This window comes from Paenibacillus sp. FSL P4-0184, assembly GCF_038004625.1.
Taxonomy (GTDB): domain Bacteria; phylum Bacillota; class Bacilli; order Paenibacillales; family Paenibacillaceae; genus Paenibacillus_AQ.
This window is the reverse complement of record NZ_JBBORN010000001.1, coordinates 1,953,111-1,971,511: the sequence shown is the minus strand read 5'-3', so window position 1 is coordinate 1,971,511 and position 18,401 is coordinate 1,953,111. Positions and strand designations below refer to the sequence as shown.

Annotated in this window: 16 protein-coding genes; all 16 read left to right on the top strand. The window is 46.9% G+C overall.

The features are described from left to right. The first annotated feature begins 264 nt into the window (after positions 1-264). Positions 265-1,482: an ATP phosphoribosyltransferase regulatory subunit gene (locus MKY52_RS08385; RefSeq protein ID WP_042193089.1), complete on the top strand. Its 1,218-nt coding sequence runs from the start codon at positions 265-267 to the stop codon at positions 1,480-1,482. A 68-nt stretch (positions 1,483-1,550) separates the two neighbouring features. Continuing rightward, complete coding sequence (gene hisG / locus MKY52_RS08380; RefSeq protein ID WP_042123270.1) at positions 1,551-2,189, top strand: ATP phosphoribosyltransferase; 639 nt, start codon at positions 1,551-1,553, stop codon at positions 2,187-2,189. Between the two features lie 36 nt (positions 2,190-2,225). Continuing rightward, positions 2,226-3,536, top strand: coding sequence for a histidinol dehydrogenase (gene hisD / locus MKY52_RS08375; protein WP_341050931.1), 1,311 nt, complete (start codon positions 2,226-2,228; stop codon positions 3,534-3,536). Beyond that, positions 3,523-4,131, top strand: a complete 609-nt coding sequence (gene hisB, locus MKY52_RS08370; RefSeq protein ID WP_036687073.1) for an imidazoleglycerol-phosphate dehydratase HisB — start codon at positions 3,523-3,525, stop codon at positions 4,129-4,131. Before hisD ends, hisB begins: the two co-directional genes overlap by 14 nt. 1 nt (position 4,132) lies before the next feature. After that, on the top strand, positions 4,133-4,756 hold the full coding sequence (gene hisH / locus MKY52_RS08365; RefSeq protein WP_341050929.1) for an imidazole glycerol phosphate synthase subunit HisH: 624 nt from the start codon (positions 4,133-4,135) through the stop codon (positions 4,754-4,756). A gap of 42 nt (positions 4,757-4,798) precedes the next feature. Next, positions 4,799-5,536: a 1-(5-phosphoribosyl)-5-[(5-phosphoribosylamino)methylideneamino]imidazole-4-carboxamide isomerase gene (hisA, locus tag MKY52_RS08360; RefSeq protein WP_076286827.1), complete on the top strand. Its 738-nt coding sequence runs from the start codon at positions 4,799-4,801 to the stop codon at positions 5,534-5,536. A gap of 551 nt (positions 5,537-6,087) precedes the next feature. Further along, positions 6,088-6,846 (top strand): imidazole glycerol phosphate synthase subunit HisF, encoded by a 759-nt coding sequence (gene hisF, locus MKY52_RS08355; protein WP_042123282.1) that lies wholly within the window; start codon positions 6,088-6,090, stop codon positions 6,844-6,846. Continuing rightward, positions 6,843-7,559 (top strand): bifunctional phosphoribosyl-AMP cyclohydrolase/phosphoribosyl-ATP diphosphatase HisIE, encoded by a 717-nt coding sequence (gene hisIE / locus MKY52_RS08350; RefSeq protein WP_076299977.1) that lies wholly within the window; start codon positions 6,843-6,845, stop codon positions 7,557-7,559. Before hisF ends, hisIE begins: the two co-directional genes overlap by 4 nt. A gap of 15 nt (positions 7,560-7,574) precedes the next feature. After that, positions 7,575-8,402 (top strand): histidinol-phosphatase HisJ, encoded by an 828-nt coding sequence (gene hisJ / locus MKY52_RS08345; RefSeq protein ID WP_341050926.1) that lies wholly within the window; start codon positions 7,575-7,577, stop codon positions 8,400-8,402. A 23-nt stretch (positions 8,403-8,425) separates the two neighbouring features. Then, on the top strand, positions 8,426-9,376 hold the full coding sequence (locus MKY52_RS08340; protein ID WP_042123288.1) for a ribose-phosphate diphosphokinase: 951 nt from the start codon (positions 8,426-8,428) through the stop codon (positions 9,374-9,376). 233 nt (positions 9,377-9,609) lie between these two features. Then, positions 9,610-11,346: a tetratricopeptide repeat protein gene (locus MKY52_RS08335; protein WP_076286824.1), complete on the top strand. Its 1,737-nt coding sequence runs from the start codon at positions 9,610-9,612 to the stop codon at positions 11,344-11,346. Between the two features lie 41 nt (positions 11,347-11,387). Continuing rightward, positions 11,388-12,341 carry a thioredoxin-disulfide reductase gene (gene trxB / locus MKY52_RS08330; protein WP_149647951.1) on the top strand — a complete coding sequence of 318 codons (954 nt, stop codon included), beginning with the start codon at positions 11,388-11,390 and terminating at the stop codon, positions 12,339-12,341. 307 nt (positions 12,342-12,648) lie between these two features. Further along, entirely contained in the window at positions 12,649-14,076 is a 1,428-nt protein-coding gene (gene uxaC, locus MKY52_RS08325; RefSeq protein ID WP_341050924.1) for a glucuronate isomerase, read from the top strand. Between the two features lie 57 nt (positions 14,077-14,133). Further along, complete coding sequence (locus MKY52_RS08320) at positions 14,134-15,132, top strand: LacI family DNA-binding transcriptional regulator (RefSeq protein WP_340973653.1); 999 nt, start codon at positions 14,134-14,136, stop codon at positions 15,130-15,132. Between the two features lie 161 nt (positions 15,133-15,293). After that, on the top strand, positions 15,294-16,763 hold the full coding sequence (locus MKY52_RS08315; protein WP_341050923.1) for a tagaturonate reductase: 1,470 nt from the start codon (positions 15,294-15,296) through the stop codon (positions 16,761-16,763). A 34-nt stretch (positions 16,764-16,797) separates the two neighbouring features. Next, complete coding sequence (locus MKY52_RS08310) at positions 16,798-18,288, top strand: UxaA family hydrolase (RefSeq protein ID WP_341053373.1); 1,491 nt, start codon at positions 16,798-16,800, stop codon at positions 18,286-18,288. Positions 18,289-18,401 lie beyond the last annotated feature (113 nt).

Sequence of the window (18,401 nt, the reverse complement as noted above, 5' to 3'; positions counted from 1 at the left end):
GGAGGCAAAATAAAGGGATTCCCAAGTATTGGTTCGAAGTACATAAGTGTTTGATTTAGATTTTCTTTGTGAACAATTCAACCTAGGTAGACAAGGTTTAAGCATACAAGCATTAGAATTGAAGTCATAGCTTTACCCCGTTAGATTGACGAAAAAGTAGTGACCATGATACGATATTGAAAATACTTTAATTTGCTACCACTTTACCATAGTAAAGTAAATATAAACAGTATCTAATGATAACTGACGAGGTGAACAATGAAGATGTCCAAACCAAAGGGATTTGAGAAGCCGTCTGGCGTTCGGGACTATCTGCCCCGGGCCGTAACGAAATTACGAAAAATTGAGAATGATGTACTGCATTGCATGAGTCGCTGGGGTTATCAGCAAATGATGACTCCGACGCTAGAATATTACGATACAGTTGGCGTGGCTAGCTCTACGTCCGACCAAAAGCTTTATAAATTGCTCAACAATCGTGGTCAGGCACTAGTGCTTCGTTCTGAAATGACAGCTCCGGTTGCCCGTGTTGTGGCATCTTTATTAAAGGATGAGCCATTGCCATTGCGGTTGTCCTATCACGCTAATGTTTTCCGTGCCATTGAGGAAGAAGCAGGGCGGGAAGCGGAGTTTTTCCAGACAGGGGTCGAGCTGGTAGGTGACGATTCACCTGAGGCCGATGCTGAAGTAGTGGCGCTCGCAATTTCATCTTTGCAGGCTGCGGGTGTGAAGTCTTTTAAAATCGCTATGGGGCATGTAGGCTTTCTGAATGGATTATTTCAAGAGGCACTTCCACAATTGCCGGAGGCTCAGGAGGAGCTCAAAAGCCATTTGTTGGGCCGTGACTACGTCTCTTTTCGGGAGACCTTACGCCGGCTGGATCTGACGGAAGCTCAGAAGAATGAACTGGATGGACTGTTACGTTTGCGTGGAGGCAAGGAGATTTGTGGACAGGCGCTGGAGCTTAGCGATCATCCGCTTGCCCGTCATTCGATAGATCATTTATGCAAGGTGTGGGAGGTACTGGTCTCTTACGGCGTATCACAGCATGTGCTGATCGATCTGACGATGATCGGGGACTTCTCTTATTATACAGGGATGACTTTCGAAGGCTATGCAGCGGAATTAGGGTTTCCGGTATGTAGTGGAGGCAGATATGATAATCTCCTTCAGCAGTTTGGACGTCCGATCCCTTCTACAGGTTTTTCTTTAAAAACGAATCGTATTCTCGATGGTGTGGCTGGATCGAGCGAAGAGGAAGAGCTGCCTATCTTGATCCAATATGATGCTACTCGCAGAAAAGAAGGTCTGGAAGAGGCAACACGCTTACGGTCGGAAGGGCACGCAGTAGTGACTAGACTGGCAGCAGGTCCAGAAGAGCTTGAAACGGTGAAGCGTCTAGATACGGATACGATCGAAGCAGATGGTATGCGGTACGGCGAAATCTATACCTTTGTATCTTTTGTAAGTGAGCATGGCTGAGATATCGCTAGCAAGAATGAGCGGTTAAGATAAATTTTCATGGAGATGGAAAAGGAGGCAACTTAAAGATGGCACAGATTTTGAAGGTCGCTATGCCAAAAGGTCGGATTTACGAAAAGGCTGCTGAGCTGTTTCGCCAGGCAGGTCTCCCGATTCCACCGGATGGTGAGGCATCCCGCAAGCTTGTTATTCCACTGCCTGAGGCAGGCATGGAGTTTATATTAGCTAAACCAGTAGATGTACCTACATATGTAGAATATGGTGTGGCGGATATTGGAATCGTGGGCAAGGACGTATTGCTGGAGGAAGATCGTGATGTATACGAGCTACTTGATCTTGGCATTGCTCGATGCCGGATGTCGATCATCGGATTGCCGAACTGGCAGCCGGGAATTCAGCAGCGTGTGGCGACGAAATATCCGAATGTAGCTTCAAAGTATTTCCGGGAGCAGGGTCAGCAGGTCGAGGTCGTGAAGCTGAATGGTTCGATTGAGCTTGCGCCACTGATTGGTCTCGCCGATCGTATCGTGGATATGGTAGAGACAGGCCAAACGCTGCGGGATAACGGATTAATTGAAATGAAAAGTATATTCGAAATAACGAGCCGCCTTGTGGCGAATCGTGTGAGCTATCGGATGAAAAATGAAGAGATACAGCAGCTGTGTGACCGACTACAGGCGGTTATAGGGGAACCAAATTTGCGGTAGGTGACAGATGTTAAGGGGTAAAGGGAGGAACCAGCGATGAAGGTTGTATCGAGCAAAGACTTTAAGCTAGAGCGAGAAGTCGAGTATGGAACGCCTGAGCAAAATCAGGCGGTAAAGGAAATTGTATTCGCGATTAAAAAAGAAGGAGACACGGCGCTTCTTCGCTACACGGAGCAATTTGATCGGGTCACGCTCACGCCGAATCAGCTGCGGGTAACGCCGGAAGAGCTTCAGGCGGCGTATGGCCGGGTAGAAGAATCTTTCGTATCCGCTATTCAAGCGGCTGCAGCCAATATCCGGGCTTTTCATGCTAGACAGAAACGGAATTCGTGGATGGATCTTCAGCCCGATGGCACGATTCTGGGACAGATTATTCGTCCGCTGAAGCGGGTAGGGGTATATGTTCCTGGTGGTAAGGCAGCTTATCCTTCCTCGGTGCTGATGAACGTGATCCCTGCACAGATCGCAGGCGTGCCGGAGATCGTTATGGTAACCCCGCCATCCACCGGCGGCAAAGAAGGGATTGATCCTTACATCCTGGTTGCTGCTGCAGAAGCAGGTGTGAATGAAATCTACCGTGTGGGCGGAGCGCAGGCGGTAGCTGCTTTGGCTTTTGGGACGGAGAGCATAGCGCCGGTAGATAAGATATGTGGGCCCGGCAATATATACGTTGCGCTAGCGAAACGCGAGGTATATGGTGCCGTGGATATCGACAGTATCGCGGGACCAAGCGAAATTGTCGTGCTCGCAGATGAGACCGCTGAGCCGGCCTATGTCGCAGCGGATCTGCTCTCGCAGGCCGAGCATGACGAGATGGCCTCGGCGATTCTAGTCACGCCATCGCAGAGCTTGGCGGATTGCGTGGCTGCCGAAGTGGAGCGTCAGCTACAGGAGCTGCCGCGACAGGCGATCGCCCGTTCATCCGTAGAGAATTACGGCGCGATCATTGTTGTGGAATCTATGGAGGAGGGAATCTCCGTAGTGAATCGGTTGGCACCAGAGCATCTAGAGATTGTTGTCGAGGATCCAATGGGCCTTGTGGGCAGCATCGAGAATGCTGGGGCGATCTTCCTGGGAGCGTATAGCTCGGAGCCTGTGGGCGACTATTTTGCCGGACCGAATCATATTATCCCGACCAATGGTACGGCACGCTTCTCGTCGCCAGTGGATGTCGATGATTTTATAAAGAAATCAAGTTTGATCTATTACAGTAAAGAAGCCCTCCTGCGGGATGGGAAGACCATTATAGAACTGGCGCGTCGCGAAGGGTTAGAAGGCCACGCACGAGCCATTGAGATTCGACTCAAGAACGAAGGAAAAGGTGGAGACGGATATGGAGAACAATAATGAACAGGCCTTGCGCCAAGCAGGATTAAGCCGTAAAACAAACGAGACGGATATCAAGCTGTCTCTTAACGTAGATGGAAGTGGAGTTTCCGAGCTGGAGACGGATGTTCCTTTTCTGAATCATATGCTGGACCTATTTACGAAGCACGGCCAGTTTGACCTGTCAGTACAGGCGCGAGGAGATATCGAAATTGATGATCACCACACGGTTGAAGACATCGGGATCTGCCTAGGTCAAGCGCTGCACGAAGCACTTGGTGATAAAAAGGGAATCAAACGTTATGCGAGTGTTTTTGTACCGATGGATGAGGCGTTGGCGCAGGTTGTGATCGATATCAGCAATCGTCCACACTTTGAATATCGCGCAACGTATCCTTCACAGCAGGTGGGCAGCTTTTCGACGGAGCTTGTTCAGGAATTCTTATGGAAGTTCGCGCTGGAAGCTCGGATTACGCTGCATGTGATCGTACACTACGGTTCTAACACACATCACATGATTGAGGCTGTATTCAAGGCGCTCGGACGGGCACTCGATGAAGCGACACTGATTGATCCACGCGTGAAGGGTGTGCCTTCTACGAAGGGAGTGCTGTAGCATGACTGTTGCAATCGTCGATTATGGCATGGGCAACCTGCACAGTGTGAGCAAGGCGGTAGAACGTCTCGGTTATGAGTGTATAGTGACGGGGGAAGCCGAGCAAATTCTTGCTGCTGATAGTGTCATTCTGCCTGGTGTCGGTGCATTTGGCGATGCGATGGAGCAGCTGCGGGAAAGCGGTTTGGATCTAGTGGTCAAACAGGTAGCTGCTGGAACCCAGCCGCTGCTTGGGATCTGTCTTGGTATGCAACTACTGTTTAGTAGCAGTGAAGAGCATGGCAGCCATGATGGACTTGATATTCTCTCAGGCTCGGTGGTGCGTTTCGCTCCTAGAGATGGCTATAAGGTACCGCATATGGGTTGGAACAAGCTGAGCTTTAGGCAGCCGCAAAGTCCGCTTTTTGCAGATCTTGATGAGGGTCATGTGTACTTTGTGCACTCTTATCATGCGCTTGTAGCGAATGAGAGTGATCTGCTGGCTGTCACCGATTATGGTTACCCAGTCACAGCTATTGTGGGGCAAGATAATGTGTTCGGCATGCAGTTCCATCCTGAAAAAAGCGGGGAGCTGGGAATCAAGCTACTGGGCAATTTTTTGAAATTAAAGGGAGAGCGGGCGTAAGCCGCGCTATAAATATAATGTAACGAAAGTGGGGAGCGCCAAATGTCTTCTTTTATTGTATATCCGGCGATTGATATCCGGGATGGAAAATGTGTCAGGCTGCAACAAGGGGATTACAGTCAGGAAACGATATACAATGATAGCCCACTGGAGGTGGCAAAATCATGGGAAGAGCAAGGCGGAAAGTTCATTCATTTGGTGGACTTAGATGGCGCGAAAGCAGGTCATCCTGTGAATGATGCGATTATCGGCGCTATTGCTGCTAATGCTAATGTGCCTGTTCAGGTGGGCGGTGGCCTTCGTAATCTTGCGGACGTGGAAAAATTGCTTGGGCTTGGTGTTAGTCGGGTTATTATCGGAACTGCTGCGATTAACGATCATGCTTTTACCGAAGCGGTATTGGCTAAATACGGTGATAAAGTAGCTATCGGCATTGATGCGCGCAACGGTTATGTTGCGACACATGGCTGGTTGAACACCTCTGAAGTACGTGCTGAGGATCTGGCTAAGGAATTGGCTGCAAAAGGAGCCGAGACGTTTATTTACACCGATATCTCCCGCGACGGTATGATGCAGGGTCCGAACGTGGAGGGCATTGTGTCCATGGCGAAGGTCAGCGGTAAAACGGTGATCGCCTCCGGTGGAGTCACCAGTCTTGATGATCTGTTACGTCTGAACGTACACAGCGGCAGCGGTGTGGGCGGAGCTATTGTTGGCAAGGCGTTGTACACGGGCAATATTGATCTTTCCAAAGCTTTGCAGGCGCTCGGGCAGAAGTAGTGCTGAGTATGTGCGTTAGTTGACGAACCTGACTAATTAACTCGTTCACACTCTGCGAAAAGTCTTATTTGTGGTTTTGGTTATATTTTGTGCAATAGAAAGCTGAAATAGGCTTATAAGCCACCAGCTACCGAGCGACTAAGTTAGTAGAACCGGACATTACACCTCAGATGGATGATATAAGTGTACTTCATACAACTATTATTCTAATTAAGAGCGTGTTTGCTAATTTAATTGTATTTCGTGCAGCTATATATGAGAGTTGAGCTTATATTAAGCTCATTCCTAGATTTAATTGTACAAAATGCAGTTAAACACCTAGTTTGCTGGACGGAGGGTGAAATAACTGCATATTGTGCAACTAATTATGCTTATTATTTCATGAGCGCAAGCCCATAGGCCGCCTATATGAATGTGGTCTTGCGGTTGTCGCGAGCCCGTCGTCCTGCTAGGAGCAAGAATCGTGGGAACATAGTGATTATAGAGTGAGTGGAGCGGGATTTAGGGGGATCAAAATGTTTTAGGGAAACACATGGAAAGGGGGATTAATAATGTTAGCAAAACGTATCATCCCCTGTCTTGACGTTAAGGACGGACGGGTAGTCAAAGGCGTTAACTTTGTGAATTTGCGAGATGCCGGAGATCCGGTAGAGCTGGCGGCGCTGTATGACCGTGAGGGTGCAGATGAGCTTGTGTTTCTCGATATATCGGCTTCCGTAGAAGGCCGGGCGACCATGATTGAAGTTGTGCGGCAGACCGCAGGTGAAATCGCCATTCCTTTTACAGTGGGTGGCGGGATCTCTACACCTGATGATATGAAGCGGATTCTTCGTGCAGGTGCAGACAAAATCGGCATTAATACGGCTGCTATCACTAATCCACAGTTAATTTTGGAAGGTGCACGCCGTTTTGGCTCTCAATGTATTGTGGTAGCAATAGATGCTAAATATAACGAGGCATTTGGTGAATGGGAAGTGTATACCCATGGTGGGCGCAAGCCCACTGGCATCCGTGCTCTGACCTGGGCCAAGGAAGCTGAAAAGCTGGGTGCAGGCGAGATTTTACTCACAAGTATGGATGCAGATGGGACGAAAGATGGCTTCGACCTGAAGCTGACCTCAGCAGTAAGCGATTTACTTAGTATTCCTGTGATTGCTTCTGGCGGCGCTGGAAAGAAGGAGCATTTTTACGATGTATTTACGGAAGGGAAAGCCGATGCGGGACTGGCGGCGACCATTTTTCACTATAAAGAGATTGCCATTAACGACTTAAAGGCTGACTTGAAGCAAAAAGGGGTAGAGATCCGATGAGCGAAACAGAAAAGAATACATCCATTAGCCAAAAAGAAGCGCTGGCCGGCATTCGCTGGAATGAAGCGGGGTTGGTGCCTACCGTTGTGCAGGATGCTAACACACTAGAAGTTTTGATGGTTGCTTATATGAATTCGGAATCGTTGCAGCTCTCATTGGAAAGTGGCCAGACCTGGTTCTGGAGCCGCTCACGCAGCGAGCTTTGGCACAAAGGTGGAACCTCAGGCAATACACAAGCGATTACTTCCATATCCTATGATTGCGATAGTGATACACTGCTCGTGAAGGTTGTCCCTGAAGGACCAGCTTGCCATACTGGAGCTACATCATGCTTTTTCCGTGACATTCCTTTGAATAACCAAGCCGAGGAATCTCAGAAATCGGTAGCTACTAGCCTTACGGATGGTGAGCGTTTTGCTGTTCTTGGTGAGCTGGAGCGCGTGATTGCTGAGCGGGAAGTAGAGCGTCCGGAAGGCGCGTATACAACTTATTTGTTCGATAAAGGTGTCGATAAGATCCTTAAGAAGGTAGGCGAAGAAGCCTCTGAAACGATTATTGCCGCCAAAAATAAAGACAATGCCGAGCTGCGTCTTGAAGTTAGTGATCTGATCTACCACTTACTAGTACTGCTACAGGAGCGCAAGCTTCCGCTGGATGAAATCATGGAAGAGTTGAGTACCCGCCACGAGCGCCCACGCCGGGACCAGTACTAGGGAGGGAACTGACGGATGCATATCGATTACCACACGCATCATGAGCGCTGCGGTCATGCCGTGGGCAAGCTTGAGGAGTATGTGCAGCGTGGGATACAGCTTGGTCTTCAGCAGCTAGGGTTATCCGACCACTTGCCGCTCATCCATGTTGATCCTGCTAGCTATTACCCTGAAATGGCCATGCCAATGGCTGAACTGCCTCATTATGTGGAGGAATGCCTGACGCTGAAGGAACGCTACCGCGGAGTCATAGACCTGCGGGTAGGGCTGGAAGCAGATTATATTGAAGGCTATGAGGATCAAATTCGTGAGATTTTATCTCCTTACCCATGGGATTATCTGATAGGCTCTGTGCATTTTCTCGGGGAGTGGGATATCACAGATTATCGACAGGTTGATGGCTGGGAAGGCAAGGATGAACTAGAGGTATATCGCCTTTATTATGATGCTGTAAAGAAGTCGGCGTTATCAGGATTATATGATATTATAGGACATATGGATGTTATTAAACGGTTCGGCTATGGTCCTCAGACACCAGAAGGTAAAGCAGAGGTGAGAACGCTGGAGCTGGAAACCTTAAAGGTTATAGCGGATAGCGGAATCGCCATGGAGCTGAATGCTTCAGGACTTACCAAGCCATGTGCTGAGATGTTCCCGGCGGAACATCTGCTACAGGAGGCTTTTATGCTCGGTATACCGCTTACGCTCGGCTCGGATGCACATGACCCTGCCAAGCTTGGTGACGGCTTGCAAGAGGCACGTAGCATGCTTTGGCACACAGGCTTCCGTGAGCTGGCTGTATTTGAGGGACGCCGTCGTACCACTGTTCCGTTCAAACTATAATTTATAATCCGCAGGAGGGTATTATGCATCATCAACAATTACGTATTTTTTCCGGTTCGTCGAATCCAAAGCTGGCGGCAGATATTGCAGAGCGACTTGGTGTTGAATTGGGGCAGATTAAGCTGACCCGTTTCATGAGCGGCGAGATTTACGTGCATTACGAAGAGAGCATCCGGAACTGCGACGTATTTTTGGTGCAATCCCTATCCCATCCCATTAATGAGATGTTCGTGGAACTGCTCGTGATGATAGATGCTGCTAAACGGGCATCAGCACGTACAGTTAACATTATTGTGCCGTATTATGGATACGCTCGACAGGAACGTAAGTCTGCACCTCGTGAACCGATCTCGGCTAAGATGGTAGCTGATGTACTTACGACCGCGGGCGCAACCCGTGTAATCACTATCGATTTGCATGCAGCGGCAATTCAAGGATTTTTCAACATTCCGGTCGATCATTTGACTGCTCTCGATTTGATCAGCAGCCATTTGAAGGCCAAGGCTATGTCTGATTTGGTCATTGTTTCTCCGGATGCCGGACGTGCATCTATGGCTGAGAAGTTGGCAAATAAGCTGGATTCACCTTTTGCCATTATGATCAAGAAGCGTCCAGCCCATAATGAATCTGTAATCACTCATGTCATTGGTGATGTCGAGGGACGTACACCGATTATTATCGAGGACCTTATTGATACAGGGACTACCATCGTGAATGTGGTTGAGGGTCTGAAAGAGAGAGGTGCGAAGGACAGTATCGTCTGTGCAACGCATGGATTGTTCTCAGGACCTGCGCTGCAGCGGCTTGACCATCCCTCTGTTCAGGAAGTGGTCATTACGGACTCTATTGCGCTGCCAGATGATCATTCAAGTCGGTTTACGGTCTTATCGGTGGCACCGATGCTTGCACAAGCTACACGTATTATTCTTGAGGGCGGTTCGATCGATAAGCTTTTCAGAGACGCGGGAATTTAATTCCCCGTCTTTTTTATTTTTATGTGAAAAGTTGCTGTTTGTGGAGTGGTAGAGTCTTTCTCAACTTGAGAATCTCGCGGTCACATGTGGTATACTGTGTGAAGATAGCCGCACCCATAAAGGGAACGGAATAGCGATTAAGTTTGGAGCTCCGGTATACCCCATTGGGCGCCGTCCTCCTATTTTTTCGTTAGTATAAAAGGAAGCTTCTTATAAGGGGGTGCCTTGCTTCCATGATGGAGAGAACTTCAGAGTATGAGGAGAATGGTAATGTTATTCCTGTCACTCTGAATGCCAATTTTTTCTTTGAAAGAGCCGTTCGGTCCTTGGATCGCTTTCAATATGATAAGGCATTAAAGAATTTTCGCAAAGCTGTAGAGTACGAACCGGAGAACCCGGTAAATCATTGTAACGTAGCAGGCGTATTATCAGAGATGGGTAATTATGAGGCGTCTAACGACATTTTGACCCATGTGCTGGAGAATATTGATCCTGGAATGACGGAATGTTATTTCTATATGGCTAACAACTTCGCCAATATGGAAAGCTATGAGGAGGCAGAACGCTCACTTGTTACTTATCTCGAAGAAGATGTGAACGGTGAATTTCTGGCCGAATCGGAAGAGTTGATGGAACTTCTGCAATATGAGCTCGATCGTCCTGCACCACTTATCCGGATTAGAAGCCGGGAAGGGGTGATAGAGCATGAGCGGGCCCGAGCGCTGTTGGAGGAAGGCAAGTTTACACAAGCAGTAACTTTGCTTGAAGAGATTGTGAGCAATACGCCAGACTTCTTGGCGGCGCATAACAACCTAGCCCTTGCGTATTTCTATATGGGTCGTTTTACCAAAGCCAAAGAATGCATTATGCGGGTGCTTGAACAGGACTCTGGGAATTTGCACGCACTTTGTAACTTGGCGATCTTTTTGCAGTATGAAGGTGACCGCGGGCAACTGGCTGGATTATTACGTCTGCTAGAGACGACTATTCCTTTTCACCAGGAGCATTTATTCAAGATGGCCACTACGATGGGGATTCTGGGACGGCATAGAACCGCCTATGGTCATTTTCGGCGCCTGCTGAAAGATGAGGAAGTCGGCGGTGACGCCAGTTTGTACCATTACTGTGCGGCAGCAGCAAGTAATAGCGGTCTCTATGCAGAGGCTCAGCGTTGCTGGCAAAAAGCTGCTAAGCTGGATCCGGAATCGGCTGTGCCGAGATTTTTTCTGGCCCAACTGCAGCAAGCGCAGGGGGAAGGCAAGGCGTTGTCTCCAATCAGTTACAACTATCAGCTCCCCTTTCAAGAGCAGCTGAAGCTGTGGAAAGACAACAAAGGCAGCTTTGCTGAAGAGGTGCGGAACAATCCTCTGCTTCGATCTTCCTTCTTCTGGGCACTTCGCTACGGTGATGCCAATACGAAGCTTCAGGTTACGGAAGCTCTGCGCTGGATTGAAGATGAAGAAATGTCCGAGATTCTACAAGGACTTCTGAAACAACAGCCATTGCAGGAAGAAAAGCTGCAGGAAGCTGCGCTTCTGAGCCTGCAGCGACTGATTGGTAGTGTTCCGGAGGAAAATGTACTTCAGGAAGCCAAAGAAACTTCTAATGCGCGTCTGAAGGGATTGCCAGAATGGAGAGAAGATTGGCAAAAAGTCATCGACCAGACGGTAAGTATGATGGACCGGAGATTTGATGCCGTCCAGAAAAAAGATGCTGAATTACTTTGGAAGCAATTCGTGAGTAGCATATATCCAGATGTTCCTTTTATCCGTCAAACGGAAGGCTGGTGTGCTGCTTTAGAATATCTGATCGCAAAAATGCATAACCTTCCAGTCACCTACCGCGAGGTAGCTCAGCGTTATGACGTATCCGTGTCGATGGTCAGTCGTTATGCTCGGCGTATCGATGATGAATGTAGTTTTCAGGGAAGTGTGAGCGACAGTCTTCCCCCGTTTACTGAAAATATCTAAATTCTTTGATGCATAAACCCTATTGTGAGGAGGCCACTGTTATGTACAAAACGATTGTAATCGGAACAGGCCCGGCCGGGCTTACTGCTGCTATTTATCTGGCACGTGCCAACCTTAACCCACTTGTAATTGAAGGGATGCAGCCAGGTGGACAACTGACAACGACAACGGAAGTGGAGAACTTTCCAGGTTTTCCCGAAGGGATTCTCGGCCCGGATTTAATGGACAACATGCGGAAGCAGGCTGAACGTTTTGGTGCTGAATTCAAGAATGGCTGGGTGGATTCAGTGGATTTTTCACAGCGTCCATTTAAAGTGACAGTAGATGGTTTGGGTGTATTAGAGGCAGAGTCGGTAATTATCTCTACCGGTGCTTCTGCCAGATATTTAGGAATACCAGGGGAGCAGGAGAATGTGGGCCGTGGGGTCAGCACTTGCGCTACTTGTGATGGCTTCTTTTTCCGGAACAAGAAGATTATCGTGGTCGGTGGTGGAGACTCTGCGATGGAGGAAGCCAGCTTCTTAACAAGATTTGCTTCTAGCGTAACCGTGGTTCATCGTCGTGATGAGCTCAGAGCTTCAAAGATTATGCAGGACCGCGCACGCGATAACAGTAAGGTTGTGTGGGCACTTAACCGTACACCGCTTGAAGTAACAACCGGCGAGTCTGGAGTTAAGGGACTGACGGTTCGCAACAATGATACAGGGCTTGAAGAACTCATCGAAGCGGACGGAGTGTTTGTCGCTATCGGTCATACGCCGAATACCGGATTCTTGGGCGGTCAGATTACGACGGATACCAATGGTTATATTGTAGTAAATCCAGGTACTACTGAGACGAACATTCCGGGTGTATTCGCTTGCGGCGACGTACAGGATACCCGTTACCGACAAGCGATCTCCGCAGCGGGCACCGGCTGTATGGCAGCAATGGACGCTGAGAAATATCTTGAGGGCACAATGGTACATGACTGGAGCGAAAACTTGGGTAGTTAATATAACTAAATTAATCGGAATGAATTCAAGCAGGTGATCCTTATTTTAAAGGGGCGCCTGCTTTTTTGTAGTAGGAAGCTGGGTGCTGTTAAAATAACTGTAACAATGTCTTTCGAAAAGGGCTTGCGCATTTTAAAAATACGTTTACAATAAGAGATAATGTTAACGTTAACAATTTGAACATTTTTAGAACCGAAATTATTGTAATCTAAAGAAATAACTAAGTTAAAATATCATATTCCGAAAAATGTTTACGTTAAACTAATTGTAACTCCCATTATGATTATAAAGGAGAGCAGCAAACCTCATGAGCAAAAAATTCATGGATGAGAACTTCCTGTTGTCGAGCGAGACCGCCATTAAGCTGTTTCATAATCATGCGAAAGATATGCCTATTATCGACTATCATTGCCACCTCAGTCCTCAAGAGATCTATGAGAACAAGACGTTCAACAATATTACCGAAGCTTGGCTGTATGGCGACCATTACAAATGGAGAGTGATGCGGGCAAATGGTGTAGAGGAGAAGTTCATTACTGGTGATGCTAGTGACTATGAAAAGTTCTTGGCATGGTCTAGAACCGTTCCTAAGATTATCGGGAATCCGCTCTATCATTGGACACATCTTGAGTTGCAGCGTTTCTTTGGAGTATATGATTTGCTAAATGAGGCTAATGCTCCGAAGATTTGGGATGAAGTGAACAGACAGTTGCAAGGTGAAGGATATGGAGCGAGAGACCTAATTGTTAAATCGAAAGTAACTGTTGTATGCACCACCGATGACCCAGTAGATTCTCTGGAATATCATGAAAAAATCAGCAGCTTGAGTGGATTCGATGCCAGCATAGTTCCGGGGTTTCGTCCAGATAAAGCCCTTGAGATTAATCGTCCTACCTTCAAGCCTTGGGTAGCTCAGCTAAGCGAAGTCTCAGGAATAGATGTTGAGAATTATGGTCAGTTTCTAGAAGCATTGGAGAGCAGAGTGAGATTCTTCCATGCCAGAGCGGGCCGTGTATCCGATCATGCTTTGGATGCAGTAATGTTTGAGCCTGCTACCTTGGAGGAAGCTACGGCTATATTCAACAAAGCTCTTCGTGAAGGTGCTGTAAGTGAGAGAGAAGAAAAGAAATATAAAGGGTTCACATTAGTATTCCTTGGCAAATTGTACAACGAGCTGGATTGGGCGATGCAATTCCATATCCATGCGCTACGCAATAATAACAGCGTAATGTTCGGACGACTCGGCCCTGATACCGGCTATGATTCGATTAATGATGGCGTGATTGCTAAACCGCTGGCAGGTCTGTTAGATGCGCTGGATCGTGAGAATGCGCTGCCTAAGACGATTTTGTACTCGCTGAATCCAAATGATAACCATGTCATTGCTGGTTTAATGGGCTGCTTCCAAGGCGGCGGAATTCCAGGGAAGATTCAATTTGGGACGGCATGGTGGTTCAACGATAACAAGGATGGCATGCTGGAACAGATGAAGACGCTTGCTAATCTAGGTGTGCTTAGCCAGTTTGTCGGAATGTTAACAGACTCCAGAAGCTTTTTATCATATACCAGACATGAGTATTTTAGAAGAATTCTATGTGATCTTGTAGGTTCTTGGGTAGAGGATGGAGAAGCCCCGGATGATATGGAACTGTTAGGTGGTATGATTGAGAATATCTGTTACAATAACGCTGATCATTATTTCAATTTCTCGAAACAGGCATTGGTGACTAGGTAATCGTTATGATATCCTTACATGGAATAGCCAAACCCGTTTGATAAGGAAGGTTGACCCATGGCACCTACAATCAAGGATATCGCAAAACTGGCGAATGTTTCACATACAACTGTATCAAGAGCACTTAACAACAGTCCCCTAATTAAAGAAGTTACACGTAAAAAAATTGCCGAGATCGCTGCGCAAGTGGGTTATGTCCCCAATTACAATGCCAAAAGCCTTGTGATGCAGCGGTCATACACCATTGGCTTGTTCTTCACGAGTATCGCCAACGGCACAACGTCTGGTTTCTTCTCTGATACGATTCGTGGTGTAAATAGTGTCATAGATGTAGAGTATAATCTGTTCATCCGTGGGATCGACGATTATGCGGAATATTCCTCTATTCATCACAAACGCTTTGATGGAATTATTCTAATGAGCCAGAGTGAAGCAGATAATAAATTCATTTACCATGTTGTCCAGCAAGGCATTCCAATCGTTGTGCTGAATCGGCAGATAGATGATCGCTCCATTATTAATATCATCTCGAATGACCGGGAAGGCGCTTATCATGCAGGCAAACACCTGATTGAGTCCGGGCATCAAGACATTGCGATCATTGAAGGTGTTGAGGGCTTTAAATCCACGCAGGAACGCAGAGACGGTTTTATAAAAGCTTTGATTGACCATAATATCCCTGTTCGTAACGATTATATGAGAAATGGTAATTACGATATGCAAAGTGGATATGAGGCGATGGGCAAGCTGCTAGATTTGGAAAAACCGCCGACGGCAGTATTTTGTTCCAATGACGATATGGCAATCGGGGCTATGAAAGCTGTGTTTGAGCGAGGGCTGCAGGTGCCGAACGATGTTTCTATTGTTGGTTTTGATGATATTGGATTTTCGCTCTTTGCGAATCCTTCGCTTACCACAGTTAAACGTCCTATTGAGAAGATCAGCGAGCAAGGAGCCCGCAAGCTGCTAAGCTTAATTAAAGAACCTTTGGAGAATGACGGGCTAACCTCGATTGATACGGAGTTTATTGCGAGAGAATCGGTTAGGAAACTGTAGAAGCAAAAGCTGCGCATGGCAGCTTGATCCTTTCACTCGTAAAGGATTTTGAATTAAAATTTTCACGTGTGCATAAATTAAGAAAATAATAATAAATATATTGAATTATAAAGTATATTTAATTAGTTTATCGTGTGCATTAATAATCAGGAGGCGTTTATATGAACAGATTAAATAGTGATAGTTGGAAAGCTTACAAGCACTATCCTGAGAAGGTTCTGCAATTTGGTGAAGGCAATTTCATGCGCGCTTTTGTAGATTGGCAGATTCATACCATGAATCAAAAAACGGATTTCAATGGTGGCGTGGTGGTTGTACAACCGCTGGGTAATGGACTTGCAGAAATGCTAAATGCTCAGAACGGTTTATACACGTTGTATCTCCAAGGAATCAAAGATGGAGCAGCGGTAAAAGAACATGAGGTCATCAACTGTATTACACGAACGCTTAATCCTTTTGCCCAGCATGAGGAGTATATGAAGCTTGCCGAGAATCCAGAGCTGCGCTTTATCGTGTCCAACACCACTGAGGCGGGAATTGCTTTTGAAGCAGGCGACAAGTTAACCGATGCTCCGCAGAGCAGTTTTCCAGGCAAACTGACGGCCTTATTGTATAAGCGTTTTGAATTTTTTAACGGTGATGCTTCTAAAGGTTTTATCATCATTCCGTGCGAGCTGATTGACCGAAATGGGGATGAGCTTAAGAAGGTTATTTTGAAATATGCTGACCTGTGGAATCTGGGAGAGGGCTTTGTAAACTGGATGAATGAAGCCAACACCTTCTGCTGTAGTTTGGTAGATCGCATCGTTCCTGGATATCCAAGAGACACCATCGCTGAGATTACGGAAGAATTGGGCTATGAGGATAAGCTGGTCGTTGTCGGTGAGCAGTTCCATCTTTGGGTGATTGAAGGACCGCAGTGGATTAAAAAGGAGTTCCCGGCTGAACTAGCAGGTCTTAATGTGCTGGTGGTGGATGATATGGCCCCTTATCGCACTCGTAAAGTGAGGATTTTAAACGGAGCTCATACAGCTATGACACCAGTAGCGTATTTGTACGGTATTGATACGGTTGCTGAAGCCATTGAGCACGAAGAGGTTGGGGCGTACGTGAAGTCCTTAATCTATGATGAGATTATTCCAACGCTGGATCTGCCGGCAGAGGAATTGAATTCTTTTGCAGACGCGGTATTGGAAAGGTTCCTGAACCCTTATGTGCAGCATTACTTGATGAGCATCTCCCTTAATTCTATCTCGAAATTTAAGACAAGAGATCTGCCTTCTTTACTGCAATATGTAGAGTCCAAAGGACAATTACCCGAGAAGCTTGTTTTCTCAATGAGTGCATTAATTGCCTTCTATAAAGGACGTAGAGGGGAAGAAGAAATTCAGCTGGCCGATGATGCGGATATTTTGGAATGGTTCGCCTCCTTGTGGGGAGGATGGGATGGCACAGACACTGGGTTACGCGCACTGGCTGTCGAAGTATTAGCAGCGACAAATCGCTGGGGCTCTGACCTGAATGAAGTGGCTGGTCTTACTGACAAGGTGACAGAAGGGCTCATTGCGATTGAGAGAACAGGTATGAAGCAAGCGCTGCAAGCGTACGTGAAGAGACCTGCACACAACTAATACACAGGAGGTGGATAACGACATGATTAAGACTATGAAAGAGGTACTGCAGATCAACGAGGCTGATAACGTGGCAGTTGCACTTAAAGACTATCAAGCAGGCGACACCATTGTGATTGGTTCAAAAGAGATTAAAATTACGGAAGATATTGCTAGAGGTCATAAAATTGCACTAACCAGCATTAGCGAAGGCGAGAATGTATTGAAGTATGGTTATCCCATCGGTCATGCTAAAGCGCCTATCGTGCCGGGCCAGTGGGTGCATACCCATAATACGAAGACAAACCTAACAGGGGTTGAGGAATATACTTTTGAGCAGAAGCTGACCCCCAATCCTTTTAAAGTAGAGAATTTGACCTTTACGGGGTATCGTCGCTTTGACGGATCTGTAGGTATTCGTAATGAGCTGTGGATCGTCCCTACGGTTGGTTGTGTGAATGGAGTGGCGGAGCAGATCATCAATATTTTTAAGGCAGAGGTTGGTGATATCGCTCCGTTCGATAACGTGCTCGTACTGAAGCATAACTATGGTTGCTCCCAGCTGGGTGATGATCATGACAATACTCGTACAATACTTGCTAACGCGGTTAAGCATCCAAATGCAGGCGCCGTACTTGTGCTCGGACTAGGTTGTGAGAATAACAATTTGCATATTTTTAAAGACATGCTGGGTAGTTACGATGAGGATCGAGTGCGTTTTCTTGTCTCCCAAGAGGTTGGAAACGAGATTGAAGAAGGCGTAAAGCTGCTGAAGGAACTCTACAATAACGTACAGGGCGATCATCGGGAAGAAGTCTCACTCTCTGAGCTGAAGATTGGTCTGAAGTGTGGAGGCTCGGATGGCCTGTCCGGGATTACAGCGAATCCGCTTCTTGGACGTCTGTCTGACTATATGGCTGCCCAAGGCGGCACAACTGTACTCACTGAAGTACCTGAAATGTTTGGCGCCGAAAAGATTCTGATGGAACGTGCTGCAGACGAAGCTATTTTCCACAAAATTGTTGATCTCATCAATGACTTTAAGCAGTATTTCATGGACTATAAACAGCCGGTATATGAAAACCCTTCACCAGGCAATAAAGCCGGAGGGATTACTACGCTTGAGGATAAATCGCTGGGTTGCACTCAAAAATCCGGTAATTCTACGGTAATGGATGTACTCAAGTACGGAGAGCTTATCACTAACAAAGGCTTAAATCTTCTTAACGCGCCGGGCAATGACCTAGTGGCTTCGTCGGCTCTGGCTGCTGCTGGCTGCCAATTGGTGATCTTTACGACCGGACGGGGGACACCTTTTGGTACATTCGTGCCAACAATGAAGGTGTCTACCAATACCCCATTGTATGAAGGCAAACGTCACTGGATCGATTTTAATGCGGGTGTGTTGGTTGAAGATGGTTCTCCAGATGAGGTTCTGCATGACTTCATTAACTACATTATCAGCGTGGCTAGTGGGGAATGGGTAAATAACGAGAAGAATAACTTCCGCGAGATATCCATATTCAAAACAGGAGTAACGCTATAATAAATAATTTATTACGAATTAGACTGTCCCTTATGCTATTTAGCGTAGGGGGCAGTTTTTTTAATTTCACATTATACATAATCCATCTTTAAAAGAACGGTTATTGCTTTCTT

What these genes read in the sequence shown, in the direction of transcription:
- MKY52_RS08385 (WP_042193089.1), top strand. Translation starts at nt 265, where the DNA reads ATGTCCAAACCAAAGGGATTTGAGAAGCCGTCTGGCGTTCGGGACTAT.
- hisG (WP_042123270.1), top strand. Translation starts at nt 1,551, where the DNA reads ATGGCACAGATTTTGAAGGTCGCTATGCCAAAAGGTCGGATTTACGAA.
- hisD (WP_341050931.1), top strand. Translation starts at nt 2,226, where the DNA reads ATGAAGGTTGTATCGAGCAAAGACTTTAAGCTAGAGCGAGAAGTCGAG.
- hisB (WP_036687073.1), top strand. Translation starts at nt 3,523, where the DNA reads ATGGAGAACAATAATGAACAGGCCTTGCGCCAAGCAGGATTAAGCCGT.
- hisH (WP_341050929.1), top strand. Translation starts at nt 4,133, where the DNA reads ATGACTGTTGCAATCGTCGATTATGGCATGGGCAACCTGCACAGTGTG.
- hisA (WP_076286827.1), top strand. Translation starts at nt 4,799, where the DNA reads ATGTCTTCTTTTATTGTATATCCGGCGATTGATATCCGGGATGGAAAA.
- hisF (WP_042123282.1), top strand. Translation starts at nt 6,088, where the DNA reads ATGTTAGCAAAACGTATCATCCCCTGTCTTGACGTTAAGGACGGACGG.
- hisIE (WP_076299977.1), top strand. Translation starts at nt 6,843, where the DNA reads ATGAGCGAAACAGAAAAGAATACATCCATTAGCCAAAAAGAAGCGCTG.
- hisJ (WP_341050926.1), top strand. Translation starts at nt 7,575, where the DNA reads ATGCATATCGATTACCACACGCATCATGAGCGCTGCGGTCATGCCGTG.
- MKY52_RS08340 (WP_042123288.1), top strand. Translation starts at nt 8,426, where the DNA reads ATGCATCATCAACAATTACGTATTTTTTCCGGTTCGTCGAATCCAAAG.
- MKY52_RS08335 (WP_076286824.1), top strand. Translation starts at nt 9,610, where the DNA reads ATGATGGAGAGAACTTCAGAGTATGAGGAGAATGGTAATGTTATTCCT.
- trxB (WP_149647951.1), top strand. Translation starts at nt 11,388, where the DNA reads ATGTACAAAACGATTGTAATCGGAACAGGCCCGGCCGGGCTTACTGCT.
- uxaC (WP_341050924.1), top strand. Translation starts at nt 12,649, where the DNA reads ATGAGCAAAAAATTCATGGATGAGAACTTCCTGTTGTCGAGCGAGACC.
- MKY52_RS08320 (WP_340973653.1), top strand. Translation starts at nt 14,134, where the DNA reads ATGGCACCTACAATCAAGGATATCGCAAAACTGGCGAATGTTTCACAT.
- MKY52_RS08315 (WP_341050923.1), top strand. Translation starts at nt 15,294, where the DNA reads ATGAACAGATTAAATAGTGATAGTTGGAAAGCTTACAAGCACTATCCT.
- MKY52_RS08310 (WP_341053373.1), top strand. Translation starts at nt 16,798, where the DNA reads ATGAAAGAGGTACTGCAGATCAACGAGGCTGATAACGTGGCAGTTGCA.